Raw genomic sequence first — 18,872 nt, 5'->3', positions numbered from 1 at the left:
TGGCTATATTGCAAAGCAAATTTTAAAAAAGAACAATGTCTCTAATAATACAAAATATTGAAAAGCACGTTCAGCTTACTGCCGAAGAAAAAGAACTTTTTTTAAGTAAAACCGAAATTCATCATTATAAAGCCAAAAGCATTTTGCTGAGTTCAGGCGAAATTTGTAAATATTCTTATTTTGTAAACTCAGGTATTTTAAGAAGTTTCAACATTAATGACAATATTGTAGAACACGTTTTGAACTTTGCCTGCGAAGGCTGGTGGATTGGAGATATGTACAGTTTGCTTTCGCAAAAGCCGGGCAATTTATTTATTCAGGTGTTAGAAGATGCCGAAATTGTTTTGCTTTCGAAAAAAAATCAGGAAGAATTGTATCTCGAAATTCCAAAGCTGGAACGTTTCTTCAGAATCCTTACCGAAAACTCATTAGTAGCTAATCAGGAAAGACTGATGGATGGTTTGAGCTTATCAGCCGAAGAACGTTTTGAGAAGTTTTGTAAAAAACACAAAGACCTAATTCATAAGGTTCCTCAAAAACAAATCGCTTCTTATCTGGGGGTAACACCTGAATTTTTTAGTAAGATGAAGGCTAAAATGCTGAAACGTACTTAGTGACTAGTAATTAGTAAAAAGTAATTAGGCGAAAAAGTCTTTGACTTTGCGATTTATAATCACCAATTACTATCACTTTTTACTTAAAAATAACTTCTTAATCTAGGTTAAGTGCAAAACGCTTGCGATGGTTCTACCTTTGTAATGTAATAATTAACAAATAAAAAAATATATCATGGCAACTACAATTTTTCACAAAGCAGATACAAGAGGACACGCAGATCACGGATGGTTAAACGCTTACCACAGCTTTAGTTTTGCAAGCTGGTACAATCCTGATAGAGTACAATTTGGTTCACTTCGCGTTTTAAACGATGATACTATTGCAGCCGGAATGGGTTTTGGTACACATCCGCACGATAATATGGAAATCATCACTATTCCGCTTGAAGGTGATTTAGCGCACAAAGACAGCATGGGAAATGCGGCAACTATCAAAACCGGTGATGTACAGGTTATGAGTGCCGGAACCGGAATTCAACATAGTGAATTTAACCCAAATGCAGATCAACGTACTAAGTTATTCCAAATTTGGTTGTTTCCTAAAACAAGAAATGTAACACCTCGTTACCAACAAATTACTTTAGATACAACTGAACAAAAAAATAATTTTGCTCAGGTTTTATCTCCTAATCCAGATGATGCCGGAGTTTGGATTCATCAGGATGCCTGGTTTCATTTGGCTGATTTTGACAAAGATTTTTCAAAAAGCTACGAAATCAAAAAAGAAGGTAACGGAATCTATATTTTTGTAATTTCAGGAACAATTACCGTTGACGGACAAGAATTAGCAACTCGCGATGGTTTAGGAATTACTGATTTTAAAACTTTGGATATCAAAGCAACAAGCGATGCTAAATTTTTATTAATGGAAGTTCCAATGACTTACTAAAAACATAACATTATGAATGAAGTTATAGGTTTAGAATTCAACGAAAGAAAAGGTTATTTTTACGTAGAAATAGACGGCAAAACCGAAGCAAAAATGACCTTTGTTTTCGCTGGACCACATAAAATAATTATTGATCATACTGAAGTAAATCCGGGACATAATGGTAAAGGCTTTGGACAAAAAATGGTAGAAAAAGCCGTTTCATTTGCGAGAGAAAAAGAAATCAAAATTCTTCCTCTATGTCCATTTGCCAAAAAAGTTTTTGACAAAACTCCTGAATTTAGCGACGTATTGTAATTTTTTCACCACGAATTCACGAATTATTTTTTAAATTCAATGTCTTGAATCTCACCAATTACAATCAAAAAAAATTGATCATTTGTGTAATAAAAAATTTAATTATTCGTGAATTAGTGGTGAAAAAGTTATTGATCTAAGCAATTGAAAATTATAAAAATAATATGGAAAAATTATTAGAAAAAGACATTGTAGGAACAATTGGTTCTCAAAAATATTTATGCACTATTTCCTGGCGTAATGGCCAGTTGATTATGGACGAACCTGAAATCAACGGAGGAAAAGATCTTGGACCAGATCCTTATTCGGCACTATTGGCCTCTTTAGCGGGATGTACATTAGCCACATTGCGAATGTATATTGACCGTAAAGGCTGGGACATTCCTGAAATCAATGTTGCTGTAAATGCCGAGCAGGAATCAGATGGTGAACTAGAAACTATTTTTTCAAGACACATTACTTTTTCTAATGAAATTACCGTAGAACAAAAAGAACGATTATTATTGATTGCTAATAAATGTCCTGTTTCAAAAATATTGAAAGGAAAAATAGTAATGAAAACACAATTGTAATTATCATTTAAAAAAAACGACAACAAAAGAATTGTTCATCTCATAAATACATTAACTTACATTTAAACTAATAAAAAATGGCAAAAAAAATTATTGCTTTTGGTGCTTCATCGAGCACAAATTCGATTAACAAACAACTGGCTCAATACGCTGCCTCACAATTTAAAAATACTGATGTTGAAGTTTTGGATTTAAACGATTACGAAATGCCTATTTTTTCTCTTGATAAAGAAGCTAAAAATGGTATTCCTGAGTTAGCAAATCATTTTTTTGAAAAACTGGGAACTGCTGATTTAGTTGTGGTTTCACTTGCTGAACACAATGGTGCGTATTCTACGGCTTTCAAAAATATTTTTGACTGGACTTCGCGTATTAATCCTAAGTTTTTCCAGCAAAAACAAACCCTGATTTTAGCAACTTCACCAGGACCAAGAGGCGGAAGTACTGTTCTGGAAATTGCAAAAAACCGCTTTCCTTTTCAGGGAGCTGATGTAAAAGGAAGTTTCTCTTTACCTAATTTCAATGACAATTTTAACAGCAACGAAGGAATTACGAATAAAGAAAAGAAAGACGAATTACTCGAAATCATACAATCAATAGAACTTTAATTCTCTATAAAATCATCTAAAAGCGTTACAATTGTAACGCTTTTTTTATTCGAAAAAAACCAATAAATATCATAAAAACGCAGCATTCGAGAAAATAAAAATATTAAACATTTTTTTTGTATAATTTTAAGAAGACAATATATATTTTTGGTAAAATATAAAATCTGCTTTATGAACTTACTCATTGTTGAAGACGAACCTAATCTTTTATCGATTATCCGAAAAGGACTTTCGGAAAAAAACAATGAAGTAAGCGTTGCTCTTGATGGAACAACAGCGCTCGAAATGCTTACAAATTACAACTTTGATGTTGTCATTTTAGACATCATGCTTCCGGATATTAACGGAATCGAAATTTGCAGACGACTGAGAGCCGCTAAAAATTTTGTTCCCATTTTACTTTTAACTGCTTTAGGAACTACCGAAAACATTGTTACCGGATTAAATTCGGGTGCCGATGATTATTTAGTAAAACCATTCAAATTCTCAGAACTGGAAGCCCGAATTTCGGCTTTAGCCCGAAGATCAAGTCAGGAACACAAACCGAATAATCTCATTCAAATTGACGATTTAGAAATTGACACCAGAGCAAAATCAGTGAAAAGAAACGGCGAAACCATTCAGTTAACTGCTAAGGAATTCAAATTATTATATTATTTGGCCAACAATGCCGAAACTATTTTGTCGAGAGAAAAAATATTAGAAAACGTCTGGGACATCAATTTTGACATGAATACTAATGTTGTCGATGTTTACATTAACTATCTAAGAAATAAAATAGACAAACCTTATCAAAATAAATTAATCCACACTATCAAAGGTTTGGGCTATATTATAAAATCATAATCTATGCAAATTAGAAAAAAAATAACCATTACTTATATTGCGCTTTCCTGCTTTAGTACTTCGCTTTTATGTATTGTTATTTTTTCTTTGTTTAAACAAAACAACGAATATTACTTTATAAAAAGACTTCAGGACAGAGCTAAAGTGGCTTCTTCTGCCTATTCTCATAAAAACAACGAGAAAAAAGATTATTATAAAAAATTAAAACAGGGCGGACTAGAAGAATTATTTGAAGAAAAAGATTTTATTCTAAAAGTAAATGACCAAAATACTTTTGAACAAAATAAAGAATTACAACTTCCTCCAACATTTTATTCTAATGTATTAAAAAAAGGATCGGGCTGGATAGAAGAAGATTACCGTTATCATTATGGTCAAATTTTTAACGAAACAGGAGAAAAATATATTGTAATTGTTACAGCCAAAGATCTTCGGGGCAGCACCAGTATGATTTATATTTTGCAAATTTTAATCTTTGGAGGTATTGGTTTTATTATTGTAGCTTACTTTTTTGGTCAGTTTCTAGCCCGAAGAATCATAGACCCAATTGCATTAATTACAAAAGAAGTACATAGAATTAGCGCTTCCAACTTACACAATCGTCTGGCTGACACTGATGGTAAAGACGAGATTTCAGATCTTACCAAGACTTTTAACGACATGCTGGATCGATTAGAAACTTCGTTTGAAATTCAGGCAAATTTTACTAATAATGCTTCGCACGAGCTCAAAACTCCCATTACAACTATCATTGCAGAAACCGAAATTATGCTTCTCAAGGATAGGGAAAAATCAGAATATATTCATTCATTAGAGAACATAAATAATCAGGCTTCCAAACTGGGAAATCTTACCGAAAGTCTTTTAAAACTGACACAAACCGGCTACGATGGCAGAAAGCAAGTATTAGATTTTGCCCGAATGGACGAAATGTTATTAGAAGCAAAAGCTACAATTGACACCTTATTTCCTGACAACCGCGTTAATATTAAATTCAAATCTATTCCTGAAGACGAATCGTTGTTGACTATTCCATGCAATCGTCCGTTGTTAGAATTAGCGTTGAATAATATTATTTCGAATGCTGTAAAATATTCTAATAACGACGAAGTTTTTGTAACTCTATCAGTAGATCAATCGAAAATTAAAGTTGATATTACGGATATCGGAATCGGAATTCCACCTGAAGATATTCCTTTTTTATACGAACCTTTCTTTAGAGGAAAAATTGCTTCTAAATATAATGGCTATGGTTTGGGCTTGCCATTAGCTATGAAAATCATCAGAATGCACAATGGTGAACTCCAAATTCAGTCAGAAACAGGAAAAGGAACTGTCGTGAATATTACTTTCGAAAAAAAGCAATAATACAATATTGAAAAATTGATTATTTTATTCAAAGGCAAAACTTATTCAAAATCAGACAATAAAAAGTTTATTATTGAGGTTTTAATTTCTTAATCTAGGTTAAGCGATACATTTTTACTGTTGCAGTAAATTTGTCTTATCAAAATGAAATAACAATTTAAAAAATACTATTATGGCAACTACAAAATGGACTATTGACTCGACACATTCAGAAATTGGTTTTAAAGTAAAACACATGATGTTTACTAATGTTTCCGGAAAATTTGATTCTTACGAAGCAACAATTACTACCGAAGACGATAATTTTGAAAATGCAAGTATTGAATTTTCTGCCGACATCAATTCAATCAATACCAATAACGCAGACAGAGACGATCATTTAAAAAGCGGTGACTTTTTTGACGCAGAAAATCATCCTAAATTAACTTTCAAAGCTACTTCTTTTACTAAAAGAGGCGATGATTTCGAATTGGTAGGTGATTTAAGCTTGAGAGGAGTAACAAAATCAGTAAAGCTGGATACTGAATTTAGCGGATTAATGAAAGATCCTTGGGGAAATACTAAAGCCGGACTGAACATTTCAGGAAAAATTAACCGTAAAGACTGGGGATTAAACTGGAATTCGGCACTTGAAACAGGTGGCGTTTTAGTAGGTGAAGAGGTAAAATTGAATATTGAATTACAATTAATACAAGCATAAAGAATTTCAACAACTGATTTTCATACTCATAAAAGCGGCTAAATTTCATGAAGAAATTTAGCCGCTTTTATCTTTCCTGATAAATCCTAAAAAAATACTATTTTTGCATCCCGATTGAGTAAACTTTCAATCGTTCAAACAAACGTCACCCTGAACGCAATCGAAGGGCTAATCATTAAATTAAAAATATGAAATGCCTTAAGGCATTACATCTGACAAATAAAAAACAATAAAACTACTACAGATGAAAGCATACGTATTTCCGGGTCAGGGAGCACAATTTACAGGAATGGGTAAAGATTTATATGAAAACTCTCCATTAGCCAAAGAATTATTCGAAAAAGCAAACGAAATATTAGGTTTCCGTATTACAGATATTATGTTTGAAGGAACTGCCGAAGAATTAAAAGAAACTAAAGTTACGCAGCCTGCTGTATTTTTACACTCGGTAATTTTAGCAAAAACCTTAGAAGATTTCAAACCGGAAATGGTAGCAGGACATTCACTTGGAGAATTTTCAGCTTTAGTGGCTAATGGTGCTTTGTCTTTTGAAGACGGATTAAAATTAGTTTCTCAAAGAGCTTTAGCTATGCAAAAAGCCTGCGAAATCACTCCTTCAACAATGGCTGCCGTTTTAGGATTAGCAGATAATGTTGTAGAAGAAGTTTGTGCTGCTATCGACGGAGTTGTCGTTGCTGCAAACTACAACTGCCCTGGACAATTAGTAATTTCTGGAGAATTTAAAGCTGTAGAATTAGCCTGCGAAAAAATGAAAGAAGCAGGTGCTAAACGTGCTTTATTATTACCTGTTGGTGGCGCTTTCCACTCACCAATGATGGAACCGGCAAGAGAAGAACTGGCAGCTGCTATTGAAGCAACTACTTTCTCTACTCCTATTTGCCCTGTTTACCAAAACGTAACGGCAAGCGCAGTTTCGGATGCTGACGAAATCAAGAAAAACTTAATTATTCAATTAACTGCTCCTGTAAAATGGACGCAATCTGTTCAACAAATGATTGCTGACGGTGCGACTTTGTTTACCGAAGTTGGTCCTGGAAAAGTATTAACCGGATTAATTGGAAAAATCAATAAAGAAGCTGCTACTGCAAATGCTTAAATAGTATTCAGTGATCAAGTGATCAGTCTTTAGTCATCAGTCAATAAATTATGAATCCTCATCAACTTAGGTTTTTGAGGATTTTTTATTTTTAGAAAAAGTGAATTTAGCACAACAAATGTCATCCTGTAATTTATCCCAAACAAATTTATATATTAAACCAATTGATTCTGGTATAATGCCGATGTAATATGAAAATAGTACAATGCAATTGAACTATATTGAATATACAATTGGTATTGGCTATCTTTGTTAAAAGAATTCCAAGATTTATGAATTTAGATTTACGAACAGTAAACGTTACCCGATATATTACGCCGCTTCGGGAAGGTGGCTCCTTACCTGCTCTGGCTGAAGCTGATGATGATTTTAAATATGTATTAAAATTTAGAGGAGCTGGTCACGGAGTAAAAGCCTTAATTGCTGAATTTTTAGGCGGTCAAATAGCCAAACAATTGGGTTTACCCGTTCCCGAATTAGTTTTTGCAAACTTAGATGAAGCCTTTGGAAGAACAGAAGCCGATGAAGAAATTCAGGATTTATTAAAATTTAGTCAAGGCCTAAATCTAGGATTACATTACTTATCAGGATCTATTACCTATGATGCCGCTGCCAATGATTGTGAAGCTTTATTAGCGTCAAAAATTGTTTGGCTTGATGCATTTATTACTAATGTTGACCGAACATTTAAAAACACCAATCTTTTAATCTGGAAAAAAGAACTTTGGTTAATCGATCACGGTGCATCGTTTTATTTTCATCATTCCTGGACTAACTGGGAGAAAACTGCTCTTACGCCATTTGCATTCATTAAAGATCATGTTTTATTACCAAAAGCATCAAAACTTGAACAGGCAAATCAGGAATGTATTGCAATCTTAAATGATAATATCTTAAAAGAAATTGTAAACCAAATCCCCGAAGACTGGTTGCAATGGGAAGATCAAACCATAACTCCGTTAGAAATTAAAAACGTCTATTTCCAGTTTTTAAGCTTACGCCTGAAAAATGCAGAATTATTTTTAAAACAAGCTCAAGATGCAAGAACAACACTTATATGATTACGCCGTAATTCGTGTTGTGCCAAGAGTAGAACGCGAAGAATTTATAAATGTAGGTTTGATGCTCTATTGCAAACGTCAAAAATATTTACGAATTCAATATCAGATTCCTGAGGCTAAAATTAGTTGTTTTTGCAGCGAATTTGATCTCGCCCAACTCAAAATCAATTTAGAATCTTTTGTAGCCATTTGCGAAGGCAAAAAAAATGCAGGACCTATTGCTCAATTTGAAAAAGACGAGCGTTTTAGATGGCTAACTGCAATTAAAAGTTCGAGTATTCAAACTTCAAGACCGCATTCAGGATTCAGCAGCGATTTAGATAAGACTTTCGAAAAATTATATTCTGAATTAGTTTTATAAATTAAGTTCTCGTAAATTAAAATCCAGGAAGATTTTTTTTTATATTTAAAACAAGATTCAAACATTAATTATAAAACAGTACAAATGAAAAAAACAATTTTAGCAATAGTTTTTATGGCTGTTGCAATGGTTTCCTGCCAAGATAAAACTAAAGACAAACTTGAAGATGCTAAAGAAGCTGTTGGCGCCGAAGTAGATCAAAAATTAGACACTGTATCTCAAAAAGTAGAAAAAGCAATTGATTCGACTCAGTCTAAAACAGGTCAGTTACTTGAAAAAGGAGCAAAAAAGTTAGATAAAGCGGCTAACGAATTAAAAGAAGCTGCTAAAAAGTAATTCAATAAAAAATCCCAAACTATCATTTCGACACTTTGGGATTTTTTTATAAATCTTTTGCTTCTTCACAATGATTATTTAAAATAGAAGTAATCAAATAATTATGATTCTTTTTTTCGAAGAAAATATACCAGATGGTTCTTTTATTGGATTTATAAAAAATGTAGTTTGAACCTAGATATTTTAATGATTGTAGGGTTTTCTTATGAATCCCTAATTTTATAATATCTGGAATTACATAATAAATCTTTATTACATAATCTTCAGCTGATTCAATAAATCCAAAATATTCTTCTTTATACAAAATCTGGACTAAATTATCTAGAAAATCGATTACCTGTGGAGTAAAAATAATTTTTATTTTCCCCACCATTCTCTAATTCTTCTAATAGATTCAGCTTTGGCTTCTTCTACTGTCAATCCTTTTTCGAATTCAGCATCAAAGTCAAATGTCGCGTGATCAATTCCTTGTTGCTTCTGTTTAGAGAACTCGTAAGCAGCTGCAGCTTCTTCTACTTTATCTATTTTAGATTTTTTCCCTTTTGCATTCATGACCTTTCTTTTTCTTCTAACGAATTTACAACTAATACTTTAAAACAAAAAATCCCAAACCATCAATTTTGACAATTTGGGATTTTTACTATTTGTAGTTTTTCTTATTGAGGTAACTTAAAAGCTTGTCTTGCTATTAACAACCATTTGTTTTCTTGTTTTTGCCAAACAAGTACGTTTCCAATTTTAATATCTTTTTCAACACCACTATCTTTAGTATGTGCTGCCAAATTATGTCTTACAATTGCAACATCTTCAACAAGCTGAATACTTTGATTTTGAAATTCGATGGTCACAAAATCAGATTCTCCACTAAGTAATTTTTTAATAAAAATTTTTTGATCTTCAAGTACGCCACTTGAATGTCCGTAACTTAAATCTTTTGAAGTCAAAGCCTTCAAATTACTTTCTGTTGGATCAATTAATGCTTTTCGAAAAGCTTCAACACTGTTTGCAACAGCATTTTCTGATTTAGTTTGTGCCCAGTTTGAAAATGAAATCAAAACTAAGGTTAAACATAAAAAATACTTTTTCATATTTTATTTATTTAAAAATTCTAAAACACTATCAGTAATAAATTGTATTTGCTCATCATCTAATTCGGTGTGCATTGGTAACGAAATCACTTCTTTGACCAATTGATTAGTTACTGGAAAATCTTCTTCTTTATACCTTGCATCCAAATATGCTTTTTGCGAATGCAATGGAATTGGATAATAAATAGCACAAGGAATTCCTTTGTCTAACAAATGTTGCATCAATCCGTTTCTGTCAGCATTAATGATTCGCAATGTATATTGATGAAAAACATGGTCGTTTTCATTTGCATCAAATGAAGGCGTTATAATATTTGCATGAGCAGATAAAGCAGCATTGTATTTTGCAGCAGCATTACGACGAGCGGTATTATAATCATTCAAGAACGGCAATTTTGCATTTAAAACAGCTGCCTGAATACTATCTAAACGTGAATTTACCCCTACTACATCATGATGGTAACGCTCGTACATTCCGTGATTTACAATTCCGCGAATGATGTGCGCCAAGGCATCATCATTGGTAAAAATAGCTCCACCATCACCATAACAACCTAGATTTTTAGAAGGAAAAAACGAAGTTGCTCCTACATGACCAATCGTTCCTACCTTAGTTTTTGTTCCTGAAGCTGAAATAAAATCAGCACCAATAGCCTGTGCATTATCTTCGATAACATACAAATTATGTTCATTGGCCAAAGCCATAATTTCGTCCATATTAGCCGCACGACCAAACAAATGTACCGGAACTATCGCCTTAGTTTTTGGAGTAATCGCCGCTTTGATTCTTTCTAATGAGATATTCATATTATCCAAATCAACATCGACTAACACCGGAGTCAGTTGTAACAAAGCAATAACTTCAACAGTAGCTGCAAAAGTAAAATCGGCAGTAATAACCTCATCACCTGGTTTTAAATCTAATCCCATCATCGCAATTTGCAAAGCATCAGTTCCATTCGCACATGGAATTACGTGTTTTACGCCCAAATAATCTTCGAGAGCTTTTTGAAATTGATGCACCTGAGGTCCATTGATATAAGTATTGGTATCCAAAACTTCCTGAATAGAAGTATTTACTGTAGCAGCAATTTTATCGTATTGACTTTTTAAGTCAACCATTTGAATTTTCTTCATTTCAACTTTATTAATAGTTAGAAAGCTGTTGTTTTTACACTTCTTCGGCAACGACAAAACTTTCATAAAACGGAAACAAAAATAGGTATTATTGATTTCAAACCAATGATTTTAAGCCAAAGAAAATGTATTTTAGCGCCAAAAATTATCCGAATGCTTTTTCTATACAATATCATCATAACATTAGCCGATTTTTTATTGAAAATTATCGCATTGTTTAACCCAAAAATGAAACTTTTTGTTGACGGAAGAAAAACAGTTTTTGAAATACTTTCGCAAAAAATAAATCCTCAGGACAAAACCATTTGGTTTCATGCGGCTTCACTTGGCGAATATGAACAAGGACTTCCTGTTATCGAAAAAATCAAAGAAAAATATCCTTCACATAAAATTGTTGTAACTTTCTTTTCTCCGTCTGGTTATGAAGTTCGAAAAAACAATAACGTTGCAGATGTTACCATTTATCTACCTTTGGACATCAAAAGCAATGCTCAAAAATTCATAAAATTGGTTCATCCGGAAATAGCGTTTTTTATCAAATACGAATATTGGCCTAATTATCTAAACGAATTAAAAAAATACAACACACCAACTTATCTAATTTCGGGAATTTTCAGAGAAAATCAGCTCTTTTTTAAATGGTATGGTCAGTTTTATAGAAATGCATTAAACACTTTTACTCGTTTTTTTGTACAAAATGAAGCTTCAAAACAATTATTACTACAATTAGGCAAAACGAATGTTATCATTTCAGGCGACACCCGCTTTGATCGCGTTGCCGCCATTTTAGAAAAAGACAATTCACTGGATTTTATTTCAGAATTTAAAAATAACACGCTAACTATTGTTATTGGAAGTTCCTGGCCAAAAGACGAAAATCTATTAGTTGACTACATCAATTCAACTTCCCTAAATGTAAAATTTATCATTGCCCCTCACAATATCAAAGCGGAACAAATACAGCAATTACAAAACAGTATTACTAAAAAAACAGTTCTTTTTTCGGAAAAAGAACATAAAAACCTTGCCGATTTTAATGTGTTTATCATTGATACTATCGGCATTTTGACAAAAATATACAGTTATGCTGATATTGCTTATGTGGGTGGTGGTTTCGGAAATCCCGGCGTACATAATCTTTTAGAACCCGCTACTTTTGGCGTTCCAATTGTTATTGGACCTAACTTTTCTCATTTTGCCGAAGCTATCGATTTAGTGAATCTAAAAGCCTGCATGAGCATAACTGATGAAAAAGAACTTTCAAATGCTTTTGACACATTAATTACAAACCAAAATATCCGTCAGGAAAAAGGTCAAACAGCAAGTGAATTTGTAAACACAAACAAAGGAGCGACGAAGATGATTTTAGAAAACATCAAACAAAAATAAAATCTACAGTTTTAAAAAAAATTTTCTGATTTTGTCTTTCAAGATAAACCTTTAAAAATCAAATGATTTAAAATACGAATTCAAAAAAAACAAATGTTTTGATAAACTATTTTAAATAAATACTATTTTGATTGTTAAAGCGAACTTTTTGGCAAGAAAATATAATCGAATAATATTTTAAAAAAAAAATGAAAAAATATTTTACATATCAAAAATTTTATATCTTTGCCTCGAATTAATAATTAACCTTTTATAATAAAGTAAGATGAAAAAAGTATTTTTAAGTTTAGCTGTTGTTGCTGTTTTAACTGTTGTATCTTGTAAAAAAGCTGAGGCTCCTGCTGAAGAAGTAGCTGTTGATACTACTGCTGTTGTTGTTGATACTACTGCTGTTGTTGTTGACTCAACTTCTACAACTACTGATACTGTTGCTGCTCCAGCTACAGAAGAAGCTGCTAAGTAATTTTAAATTACAGTAAAAAATAAGCCGTTCACATTGTGACGGCTTTTTTTATACCCAAAAACGAGATTTAAAAAAAGCAATTAAAATTTAGCTAATCGATAAATTCAAAATCATTATTAGCAAAATCTAATATCTCAGCTTTTGCCCCATACTTAACAATCTCATCAATTCCTTTCTGAACCATCAATTCTGTACTGTATTTTCGACTCACAGCCACAACTCTACCCTCAATTACCACCCTAAAGAAAAACTTCCCTTTAGACGTTTTAAACTTAACAAAAGAACAGCTTTCAAAAACAGTTCGTAAATACTCAGCATCAGCCTCACAATCCATTCGCAACTCATAAGCATTACTTGTAAAAATAGTCTTTCCTTTTCTAGAAGTAAATTCAAACTTATAATCACCGCTAAATCTTTTACTAATAACAAAAGTTCCCATATTTTTTTATTCTAAATTCCAATTATCCAGGATTCAAAAAACAAATTACAAACGAATTTAATACAAATAAAAAAAGCTCCAAACATTTGTTTGAAGCTTTCTTTGTACTCAGAGCGGGACTTGAACCCGCACGAACATTGCTGTTCACTGGATTTTAAGTCCAGCGTGTCTACCAATTTCACCATCCGAGCGTGATGTTAATCGAGCGAAAAACGGGGCTCGAACCCGCGACCTCGACCTTGGCAAGGTCGCGCTCTACCAACTGAGCTATTTTCGCACTTATCAATTCTAAAAAAGAACCGCGATACTTGTTCTGTATTGCGGATGCAAATTTAAGAGCTTTTTTCGATTACACAAGCGTTTTTTCAAAAAATAATCAATCTTTTTTTTAAGCTTTTGATTTACTTCACTTTAAAAAAGTAAAAAAATTATTTTCTGGTAAGCATTCTTTTAATTTCGTTTAACTTCATCAAAGCCTCAACAGGAGTAACCGTATTAATATCGATATTTAAAATCTCTTCTTTAATTTCTTCTAATAATGGATCATCAAGATTAAAGAAACTCATCTGCATTTCTTCTTTCTCCGATTTGATTCCGTTCAAAGCATCACCAGAATGATCTTTCTCTAGTTTTTTCAAAATCTTCTGCGCTTTCGAAATCACAATTTGAGGCATTCCTGCCATTTTTGCCACATGAATACCAAAACTATGCGCACTTCCGCCTTTGACTAACTTTCGAATAAAAAGCACATTATCTTTTAATTCTTTTACCGAGACATTATAATTCTGAATTCGGGACAAAGATTCGCTCATCTCATTTAACTCATGATAATGCGTAGCAAATAATGTTTTTGGTTTCGAAGGATGTTCGTGCAAATATTCGGCAATCGCCCAGGCAATCGAAATTCCGTCATAGGTACTGGTTCCTCTTCCAATTTCGTCCAATAAAACCAAACTTCTATCGGAGATATTATTCAAAATCGAAGCCGTTTCATTCATTTCGACCATGAAAGTAGATTCTCCCATCGAAATATTATCACTCGCTCCTACTCTGGTGAATATTTTATCGACAAGTCCCATTTTAACGCTATCAGCAGGAACAAAACTTCCCATTTGAGCCAAAAGCACAATCAAAGCTGTTTGACGCAAAATAGCCGACTTACCCGACATGTTAGGACCGGTAATCATAATTAACTGCTGGGTTTCTCTATCTAAGAAAACATCATTAGCAATATACGGCACACCTACCGGCAATTGTTTTTCAATAACCGGATGTCTTCCGTTTTTGATATCCAGATCAAAAGTTTCATCCAATTCTGGACAAACATAATTATTCTCGATAGCCAATTGTGTAAACGAACACAAACAATCCAGTTGCGCCACCAAATTAGCATTCAACTGAACAGGTTTGATATATGTCGAAATCCAAGCTACTAATTGCTCGAATAATTCCGATTCAATTTTGTGAATTTTTTCTTCGGCACCCAGAATTTTTGCTTCGTATTCTTTTAATTCTTCGGTAATATAACGTTCCGCATTTACAAGCGTTTGTTTTCTTATCCATTCTGACGGAACTTTATCTTTATGTGTATTTCTAACTTCAATATAATAACCAAAAACATTATTAAACGAAATCTTCAATGAAGAAATTCCAGTACGTTCTGATTCTCTTGCTTCAATTCCTTCCAAGAACTCTTTTCCCGAAGTCGAAATCGCACGCAATTCGTCTAATTCCTCATTTACTCCTTTAGCAATTGCATTTCCTTTGGCAATAGCCACCGGCGCATCCTGATTTAAAGTGGTTTTTATTTTTTCGCGTAATAAATCACAGCTATGTAAACTATCACCAATTACCTTTACTGCTTCCTGTTTACTTTCTAAAGCCAGGCTTTTTATTGGAATAATAGCATCTAATGATTCTTTTAAATAAACTACTTCCCGAGGCGATACTTTGCCTGCTGCAATTTTAGAAATCAATCGTTCTAAATCGGAAACTTGCTTGATTTGGTATTGCATTTTTTGCAACACTTCCTGATTTTCTTTCAAATACGCCACTACCTGATGACGGCTTTGCACTTTATTAGCATCTTTTAACGGTAAAGCCAACCAACGTTTAAGCAAACGCCCACCCATTGGCGAAAGCGTTTTATCAATTACATCCAAAAGCGTAACTGCATTTGGATTATAACTATGATACAATTCTAGATTTCGAATCGTAAATCGGTCCATCCACACATAAGCATCTTCGGCAATACGCTGAATTGCTGTAATATGTTGTACTTTGTTGTGTTGTGTTTCGGACAAATAATACAAAACAGCACCCGAAGCTATAATTCCTTCTTTCAAATCTTCGACTCCAAAACCTTTTAAAGAAATGGTTTGAAAATGTTTTGTCAAAGTTTCAAAAGCATAATCTTCTTTATAAACCCAGTCTTCTAAATAAAAACAATGATAATCTTCACCAAAGTTAGTTTTGAAATCATTCTTATTATTTTTTTGGATCAAAACTTCTGATGGATTGAAATTCTGCAATAATTTGTCAATGTATTCAGCATTTCCCTGAGCTGTCAAAAACTCACCTGTAGAAACATCGAGAAAAGAAATCCCTATCGCTTTATTCGAAAAATAAACGGATGCTAAAAAGTTATTTGTTTTAGAATGTAAAACCTCATCATTCATAGAAACTCCCGGAGTTACTAATTCGGTCACACCACGTTTCACAATAGTTTTAGTCATTTTAGGATCTTCAAGCTGATCGCAAATAGCAACGCGAAGACCGGCCTTGACTAATTTTGGCAAATAAGTATTAATAGAATGATGTGGAAATCCCGCTAAAGCCGTTTCGGTTTCTGAGCCCGCACCCCTTTTTGTTAATGTAATTCCTAATATTTTTGCCGAACGAATGGCATCTTCACCAAATGTTTCATAAAAATCACCCACTCTAAACAATAAACAAGCATCAGGATACTTTCTTTTTATCTCATTATACTGCTTCATTAATGGTGTTTCCTTAACTACTTTCTCTTTAGATGCCAATTTATTTTGTGTTTAATTTATTAGAAAATGAGAGGCGAATTTAAAAATTTTATAACGAATAACTATCACTTCAAAAATTAAAAGTATTTTTAAGGAAAAATTAAGTCAATGGCATGATTTTTTCTTTAGTTTTGTTCTACTAAATACTAAATTTAATTTTAAGATGAAAAAGATAATTTTACTTGCAGCACTAGTTGTTTTTGGAGTGACTACTTCTCAGGCACAGGAAACATCTAAAAAAGCAAAAGCTACAGTTTCTAAAGCTGTGAAAGTTAACGGAGCCGGATTAGTTTTTGAAAATGAAACTATCGATTACGGTACAATTCAACAAAATGCAGACGGAAAACGTGAATTTGTTTTTACAAATAACGGAAACAAACCATTAATCATTACAAATGCTGTAGGATCTTGCGGATGTACAGTTCCTTCTACACCAAAAGAGCCTATCGCTCCGGGAGCTAAAGGAGTAATTGGTGTAAAATATGCAACTGACAGAGTAGGTGCTTTTACAAAAACAGTAACTGTAACATCTAACGCAGCTGGTCAGCCTACAAAAACTTTGACTATCAAAGGAACAGTTCTTGCAGAAGACAAAAAGAGCTAATTTTTAAATTACATATCATATTAAAAGCTTCCTTTTCCTAAAAATCGGAAGCTTTTTTATTAGAATAAATTTCATCCTTAAAAATGAGAAAACTAGAAAATAACGAACTCGAACGAAAATCTATTGAAGATTTTAAAAAATCGGAGAAGACACCTTTAATTTTAGTTTTAGACGACGTACGCAGCTTACACAATATTGGATCGGTTTTTAGAACTGCCGATGCTTTCCTGATTGAAAAAATATATTTATGTGGCATCACTGCAACGCCACCTAACAAAGAAATTCATAAAACAGCTTTAGGCGCAACCGAAACTGTAACCTGGGAACATAATGAAAATGTACTTGATACTATTACCAACTTAAAACAAGAAGGCATTATTACACTAGCCATCGAACAAGTGGAAAGTGCTGTTTTTTTACAGGATTTTAAAGTTGAAAAAAATCAAAAATACGCTTTGGTTTTTGGAAACGAAGTACACGGCGTGGCGCAGGAAGCAGTAGCTTTATGTGACGGCTGCATCGAAATTCCGCAATTAGGAACTAAACATTCGTTGAATATTTCAGTTAGTGCCGGAATTGTTGTTTGGGATTTATTCCAGAAAATAAATTGGCAGCACTAAAAACCATAAATTCGCAAATTATTCCAAAAAAGTATAACTAAAAAATTTGCGAATTTGCGGTAAAATCAATGATTGATTCTCCTTTGAATTTCATCCAGAATAAAAAGATAATCTGATTGATTATTTACAAAATCCCGATTAGCAACATCAAGTATCAGAATATTCAAATCTGTTTGGGAATTCAAATAATCCAAATAGGCCTTATTGATTTTTTCTAAATATTCAACCGTAATTTCCTGTTCGTAATCACGTCCTCTTTTTTGAATATTTTTTAATAATTCTTCCGGATTTTGCAATAAGTAAACATACAAATCTGGCTTGGGAATTTCTTTGTAAACAATCTCATAAAGATTTTTATACAATTCATATTCTTCGTTATCCAAAGTCGCTTTTGCAAAAATAAGCGACTTAAAAACATGATAATCAGAAACTAAAACATCATTTTGCAAATCATACTCAGCTAAAGTTGCTGAAAGCTGCTGGTAACGATCAACTAAAAAAGATAGCTCTAACGGAAAAGCATAACGCTCCTGATTTTTGTAAAATTTAGCCAAAAACGAATTTTCAGCAAAGCGTTCAAAGAGTGTTTTGGTATTAAAATCTGATGCGATTTTTGTAGCCAAAGTGGTTTTTCCTGCCCCAATATTCCCTTCAAAAGCAATATAAAATCCTTTATTAGAAAAAAGTTCTGGCAAAGGATTTTCTGTATCGGCAACCGCAACACATTCTCCTGTATCGGAACAATTTTCGACTAATTCTGAAATGGTTTTATTTAAAATGGGATGCCTCCAATTGATTTTTAAATCCTGAAAAGGCAGCAGGACAAACTTTCGATCCTGCATTAATGGATGTGGAACAGTGAGTGTTTCAGTTTCAATAGTCGCTTCGTCAAAAGCAATCATATCAATATCGATAATTCGGGATTGATAACCGCCTTCTTCTTTTCGAATACGACCTAACTTTTTTTCGATTGCTAAAGCTTTCGAAAGCACTTCTTCTGGTGAAAAATGAGTATGCAAAACCAATGCACAATTATAAAAAGCATCACTGCTAAATCCCCAGGCAGCAGTTTCATAAACCCTGGAAACCTGAATTACCGTTCCTATTTCCTGATGGATTAGTGTAATGCATTCTTTTATTATTTCAAGACGATTACCTTGATTACTGCCAATGGATAAAATAACCTGATGTTGTGCTTTCATATTAAGCACAAATTAACTAAAGAATTTTAGAAATAACAATATATTTGCATAAAGTAGCCGTACTTGAATCCAATAAAATCAAAGAATTCGGCTGTTTTTATCCTCAAAATCAAAGTATAGTAC

The 18,872-nt window shown here is 33.0% G+C and carries 23 protein-coding genes and 2 tRNA genes; 16 read left to right on the top strand and 9 right to left on the bottom strand.

Translation table 11 applies throughout. The features are described from left to right. The first annotated feature begins 35 nt into the window (after positions 1–35). From FEM21_RS11885 to FEM21_RS11825, 12 genes are all read left to right on the top strand, one after another. On the top strand, positions 36–614 hold the full coding sequence (locus tag FEM21_RS11885; protein WP_035660626.1) for a Crp/Fnr family transcriptional regulator: 579 nt from the start codon (positions 36–38) through the stop codon (positions 612–614). A 175-nt stretch (positions 615–789) separates the two neighbouring features. Beyond that, a complete protein-coding gene (locus tag FEM21_RS11880) occupies positions 790–1,506 on the top strand; it encodes a pirin family protein (protein ID WP_035660625.1) in 717 nt (238 codons plus the stop codon). A gap of 12 nt (positions 1,507–1,518) precedes the next feature. Continuing rightward, positions 1,519–1,803 carry a GNAT family N-acetyltransferase gene (locus FEM21_RS11875; protein ID WP_035660624.1) on the top strand — a complete coding sequence of 95 codons (285 nt, stop codon included), beginning with the start codon at positions 1,519–1,521 and terminating at the stop codon, positions 1,801–1,803. A gap of 164 nt (positions 1,804–1,967) precedes the next feature. Next, a complete protein-coding gene (locus FEM21_RS11870) occupies positions 1,968–2,375 on the top strand; it encodes an OsmC family protein (protein WP_035660623.1) in 408 nt (135 codons plus the stop codon). Between the two features lie 77 nt (positions 2,376–2,452). Beyond that, entirely contained in the window at positions 2,453–2,983 is a 531-nt protein-coding gene (locus FEM21_RS11865) for an NADPH-dependent FMN reductase (protein ID WP_035660620.1), read from the top strand. Positions 2,984–3,154: 171 nt separating this feature from the next. Next, entirely contained in the window at positions 3,155–3,829 is a 675-nt protein-coding gene (locus tag FEM21_RS11855; protein WP_035660618.1) for a response regulator transcription factor, read from the top strand. A 3-nt stretch (positions 3,830–3,832) separates the two neighbouring features. Continuing rightward, positions 3,833–5,197: a sensor histidine kinase gene (locus FEM21_RS11850; RefSeq protein ID WP_035660617.1), complete on the top strand. Its 1,365-nt coding sequence runs from the start codon at positions 3,833–3,835 to the stop codon at positions 5,195–5,197. Between the two features lie 172 nt (positions 5,198–5,369). Beyond that, complete coding sequence (locus FEM21_RS11845; protein ID WP_035660616.1) at positions 5,370–5,897, top strand: YceI family protein; 528 nt, start codon at positions 5,370–5,372, stop codon at positions 5,895–5,897. Positions 5,898–6,141: 244 nt separating this feature from the next. Further along, entirely contained in the window at positions 6,142–7,014 is an 873-nt protein-coding gene (gene fabD / locus FEM21_RS11840) for an ACP S-malonyltransferase (protein ID WP_035660615.1), read from the top strand. A 272-nt stretch (positions 7,015–7,286) separates the two neighbouring features. After that, positions 7,287–8,075 carry a HipA family kinase gene (locus FEM21_RS11835; protein WP_035660614.1) on the top strand — a complete coding sequence of 263 codons (789 nt, stop codon included), beginning with the start codon at positions 7,287–7,289 and terminating at the stop codon, positions 8,073–8,075. Further along, on the top strand, positions 8,053–8,436 hold the full coding sequence (locus tag FEM21_RS11830; protein ID WP_035660613.1) for a DUF3037 domain-containing protein: 384 nt from the start codon (positions 8,053–8,055) through the stop codon (positions 8,434–8,436). The genes FEM21_RS11835 and FEM21_RS11830 overlap by 23 nt, the downstream gene beginning before the upstream one ends. An 84-nt stretch (positions 8,437–8,520) precedes the next feature. Beyond that, on the top strand, positions 8,521–8,772 hold the full coding sequence (locus tag FEM21_RS11825) for a hypothetical protein (protein ID WP_035660612.1): 252 nt from the start codon (positions 8,521–8,523) through the stop codon (positions 8,770–8,772). A gap of 46 nt (positions 8,773–8,818) precedes the next feature. Here FEM21_RS11825 and FEM21_RS11820 read toward each other — a convergent pair whose 3' ends face one another. The 4 genes from FEM21_RS11820 to FEM21_RS11805 all read right to left on the bottom strand — a co-directional run bounded on the left by FEM21_RS11820 (position 8,819) and on the right by FEM21_RS11805 (position 10,997). Next, a complete protein-coding gene (locus FEM21_RS11820) occupies positions 8,819–9,145 on the bottom strand; it encodes a hypothetical protein (RefSeq protein WP_035660611.1) in 327 nt (108 codons plus the stop codon). Then, the gene (locus FEM21_RS11815) at positions 9,130–9,324 is read right to left on the bottom strand and encodes a hypothetical protein (protein ID WP_035660610.1); all 195 of its coding nucleotides are present in this window, start codon (positions 9,322–9,324) and stop codon (positions 9,130–9,132) included. Before FEM21_RS11815 ends, FEM21_RS11820 begins: the two co-directional genes overlap by 16 nt. Before the next feature lie 104 nt (positions 9,325–9,428). Further along, a complete protein-coding gene (locus tag FEM21_RS11810) occupies positions 9,429–9,860 on the bottom strand; it encodes a nuclear transport factor 2 family protein (protein ID WP_035660609.1) in 432 nt (143 codons plus the stop codon). A 3-nt stretch (positions 9,861–9,863) separates the two neighbouring features. After that, a complete protein-coding gene (locus FEM21_RS11805) occupies positions 9,864–10,997 on the bottom strand; it encodes a DegT/DnrJ/EryC1/StrS family aminotransferase (protein WP_035660688.1) in 1,134 nt (377 codons plus the stop codon). Between the two features lie 153 nt (positions 10,998–11,150). Between FEM21_RS11805 and FEM21_RS11800 the strand changes: the two genes are divergently transcribed. After that, on the top strand, positions 11,151–12,386 hold the full coding sequence (locus FEM21_RS11800; RefSeq protein WP_035660686.1) for a 3-deoxy-D-manno-octulosonic acid transferase: 1,236 nt from the start codon (positions 11,151–11,153) through the stop codon (positions 12,384–12,386). Positions 12,387–12,651: 265 nt separating this feature from the next. Continuing rightward, complete coding sequence (locus FEM21_RS11795) at positions 12,652–12,849, top strand: hypothetical protein (RefSeq protein WP_035660608.1); 198 nt, start codon at positions 12,652–12,654, stop codon at positions 12,847–12,849. A gap of 91 nt (positions 12,850–12,940) precedes the next feature. On the opposite strand, the gene FEM21_RS11790 is transcribed toward FEM21_RS11795, so the two are convergent. The 4 genes from FEM21_RS11790 to mutS form a co-directional block, all read right to left on the bottom strand. Beyond that, a complete protein-coding gene (locus FEM21_RS11790) occupies positions 12,941–13,288 on the bottom strand; it encodes a DUF1508 domain-containing protein (protein ID WP_035660607.1) in 348 nt (115 codons plus the stop codon). 105 nt (positions 13,289–13,393) lie between these two features. Further along, positions 13,394–13,479: transfer RNA gene (locus FEM21_RS11785), tRNA-Leu, on the bottom strand. A gap of 13 nt (positions 13,480–13,492) precedes the next feature. After that, positions 13,493–13,565 (bottom strand) — tRNA-Gly (locus FEM21_RS11780). Between the two features lie 151 nt (positions 13,566–13,716). After that, the gene (mutS, locus tag FEM21_RS11775; protein WP_035660606.1) at positions 13,717–16,323 is read right to left on the bottom strand and encodes a DNA mismatch repair protein MutS; all 2,607 of its coding nucleotides are present in this window, start codon (positions 16,321–16,323) and stop codon (positions 13,717–13,719) included. A 163-nt stretch (positions 16,324–16,486) separates the two neighbouring features. Here mutS and FEM21_RS11770 point away from each other — a divergent pair, with 163 nt between their 5' ends. After that, positions 16,487–16,927, top strand: coding sequence for a DUF1573 domain-containing protein (locus FEM21_RS11770; protein ID WP_035660605.1), 441 nt, complete (start codon positions 16,487–16,489; stop codon positions 16,925–16,927). An 83-nt stretch (positions 16,928–17,010) separates the two neighbouring features. Then, positions 17,011–17,547, top strand: a complete 537-nt coding sequence (locus tag FEM21_RS11765; RefSeq protein WP_035660604.1) for an RNA methyltransferase — start codon at positions 17,011–17,013, stop codon at positions 17,545–17,547. Positions 17,548–17,612: 65 nt separating this feature from the next. Here the strand turns inward: FEM21_RS11765 and folK are convergent, their stop codons facing one another. Beyond that, positions 17,613–18,749, bottom strand: coding sequence for a 2-amino-4-hydroxy-6-hydroxymethyldihydropteridine diphosphokinase (gene folK, locus FEM21_RS11760; protein ID WP_035660602.1), 1,137 nt, complete (start codon positions 18,747–18,749; stop codon positions 17,613–17,615). Positions 18,750–18,872 lie beyond the last annotated feature (123 nt).

Source organism: Flavobacterium seoulense, from assembly GCF_000695795.1.
Taxonomy (GTDB): Bacteria; Bacteroidota; Bacteroidia; order Flavobacteriales; family Flavobacteriaceae; genus Flavobacterium; species Flavobacterium seoulense.
Note: the sequence above shows the minus strand (reverse complement) of the source record. Positions and strands in the feature narration are given on the sequence as shown.

What these genes read in the sequence shown, in the direction of transcription:
- FEM21_RS11885 (WP_035660626.1), top strand. Translation starts at nt 36, where the DNA reads ATGTCTCTAATAATACAAAATATTGAAAAGCACGTTCAGCTTACTGCC.
- FEM21_RS11880 (WP_035660625.1), top strand. Translation starts at nt 790, where the DNA reads ATGGCAACTACAATTTTTCACAAAGCAGATACAAGAGGACACGCAGAT.
- FEM21_RS11875 (WP_035660624.1), top strand. Translation starts at nt 1,519, where the DNA reads ATGAATGAAGTTATAGGTTTAGAATTCAACGAAAGAAAAGGTTATTTT.
- FEM21_RS11870 (WP_035660623.1), top strand. Translation starts at nt 1,968, where the DNA reads ATGGAAAAATTATTAGAAAAAGACATTGTAGGAACAATTGGTTCTCAA.
- FEM21_RS11865 (WP_035660620.1), top strand. Translation starts at nt 2,453, where the DNA reads ATGGCAAAAAAAATTATTGCTTTTGGTGCTTCATCGAGCACAAATTCG.
- FEM21_RS11855 (WP_035660618.1), top strand. Translation starts at nt 3,155, where the DNA reads ATGAACTTACTCATTGTTGAAGACGAACCTAATCTTTTATCGATTATC.
- FEM21_RS11850 (WP_035660617.1), top strand. Translation starts at nt 3,833, where the DNA reads ATGCAAATTAGAAAAAAAATAACCATTACTTATATTGCGCTTTCCTGC.
- FEM21_RS11845 (WP_035660616.1), top strand. Translation starts at nt 5,370, where the DNA reads ATGGCAACTACAAAATGGACTATTGACTCGACACATTCAGAAATTGGT.
- fabD (WP_035660615.1), top strand. Translation starts at nt 6,142, where the DNA reads ATGAAAGCATACGTATTTCCGGGTCAGGGAGCACAATTTACAGGAATG.
- FEM21_RS11835 (WP_035660614.1), top strand. Translation starts at nt 7,287, where the DNA reads ATGAATTTAGATTTACGAACAGTAAACGTTACCCGATATATTACGCCG.
- FEM21_RS11830 (WP_035660613.1), top strand. Translation starts at nt 8,053, where the DNA reads ATGCAAGAACAACACTTATATGATTACGCCGTAATTCGTGTTGTGCCA.
- FEM21_RS11825 (WP_035660612.1), top strand. Translation starts at nt 8,521, where the DNA reads ATGAAAAAAACAATTTTAGCAATAGTTTTTATGGCTGTTGCAATGGTT.
- FEM21_RS11820 (WP_035660611.1), bottom strand. Translation starts at nt 9,145, where the DNA reads ATGGTGGGGAAAATAAAAATTATTTTTACTCCACAGGTAATCGATTTT.
- FEM21_RS11815 (WP_035660610.1), bottom strand. Translation starts at nt 9,324, where the DNA reads ATGAATGCAAAAGGGAAAAAATCTAAAATAGATAAAGTAGAAGAAGCT.
- FEM21_RS11810 (WP_035660609.1), bottom strand. Translation starts at nt 9,860, where the DNA reads ATGAAAAAGTATTTTTTATGTTTAACCTTAGTTTTGATTTCATTTTCA.
- FEM21_RS11805 (WP_035660688.1), bottom strand. Translation starts at nt 10,997, where the DNA reads ATGAAGAAAATTCAAATGGTTGACTTAAAAAGTCAATACGATAAAATT.
- FEM21_RS11800 (WP_035660686.1), top strand. Translation starts at nt 11,151, where the DNA reads ATGCTTTTTCTATACAATATCATCATAACATTAGCCGATTTTTTATTG.
- FEM21_RS11795 (WP_035660608.1), top strand. Translation starts at nt 12,652, where the DNA reads ATGAAAAAAGTATTTTTAAGTTTAGCTGTTGTTGCTGTTTTAACTGTT.
- FEM21_RS11790 (WP_035660607.1), bottom strand. Translation starts at nt 13,288, where the DNA reads ATGGGAACTTTTGTTATTAGTAAAAGATTTAGCGGTGATTATAAGTTT.
- FEM21_RS11770 (WP_035660605.1), top strand. Translation starts at nt 16,487, where the DNA reads ATGAAAAAGATAATTTTACTTGCAGCACTAGTTGTTTTTGGAGTGACT.
- FEM21_RS11765 (WP_035660604.1), top strand. Translation starts at nt 17,011, where the DNA reads ATGAGAAAACTAGAAAATAACGAACTCGAACGAAAATCTATTGAAGAT.
- folK (WP_035660602.1), bottom strand. Translation starts at nt 18,749, where the DNA reads ATGAAAGCACAACATCAGGTTATTTTATCCATTGGCAGTAATCAAGGT.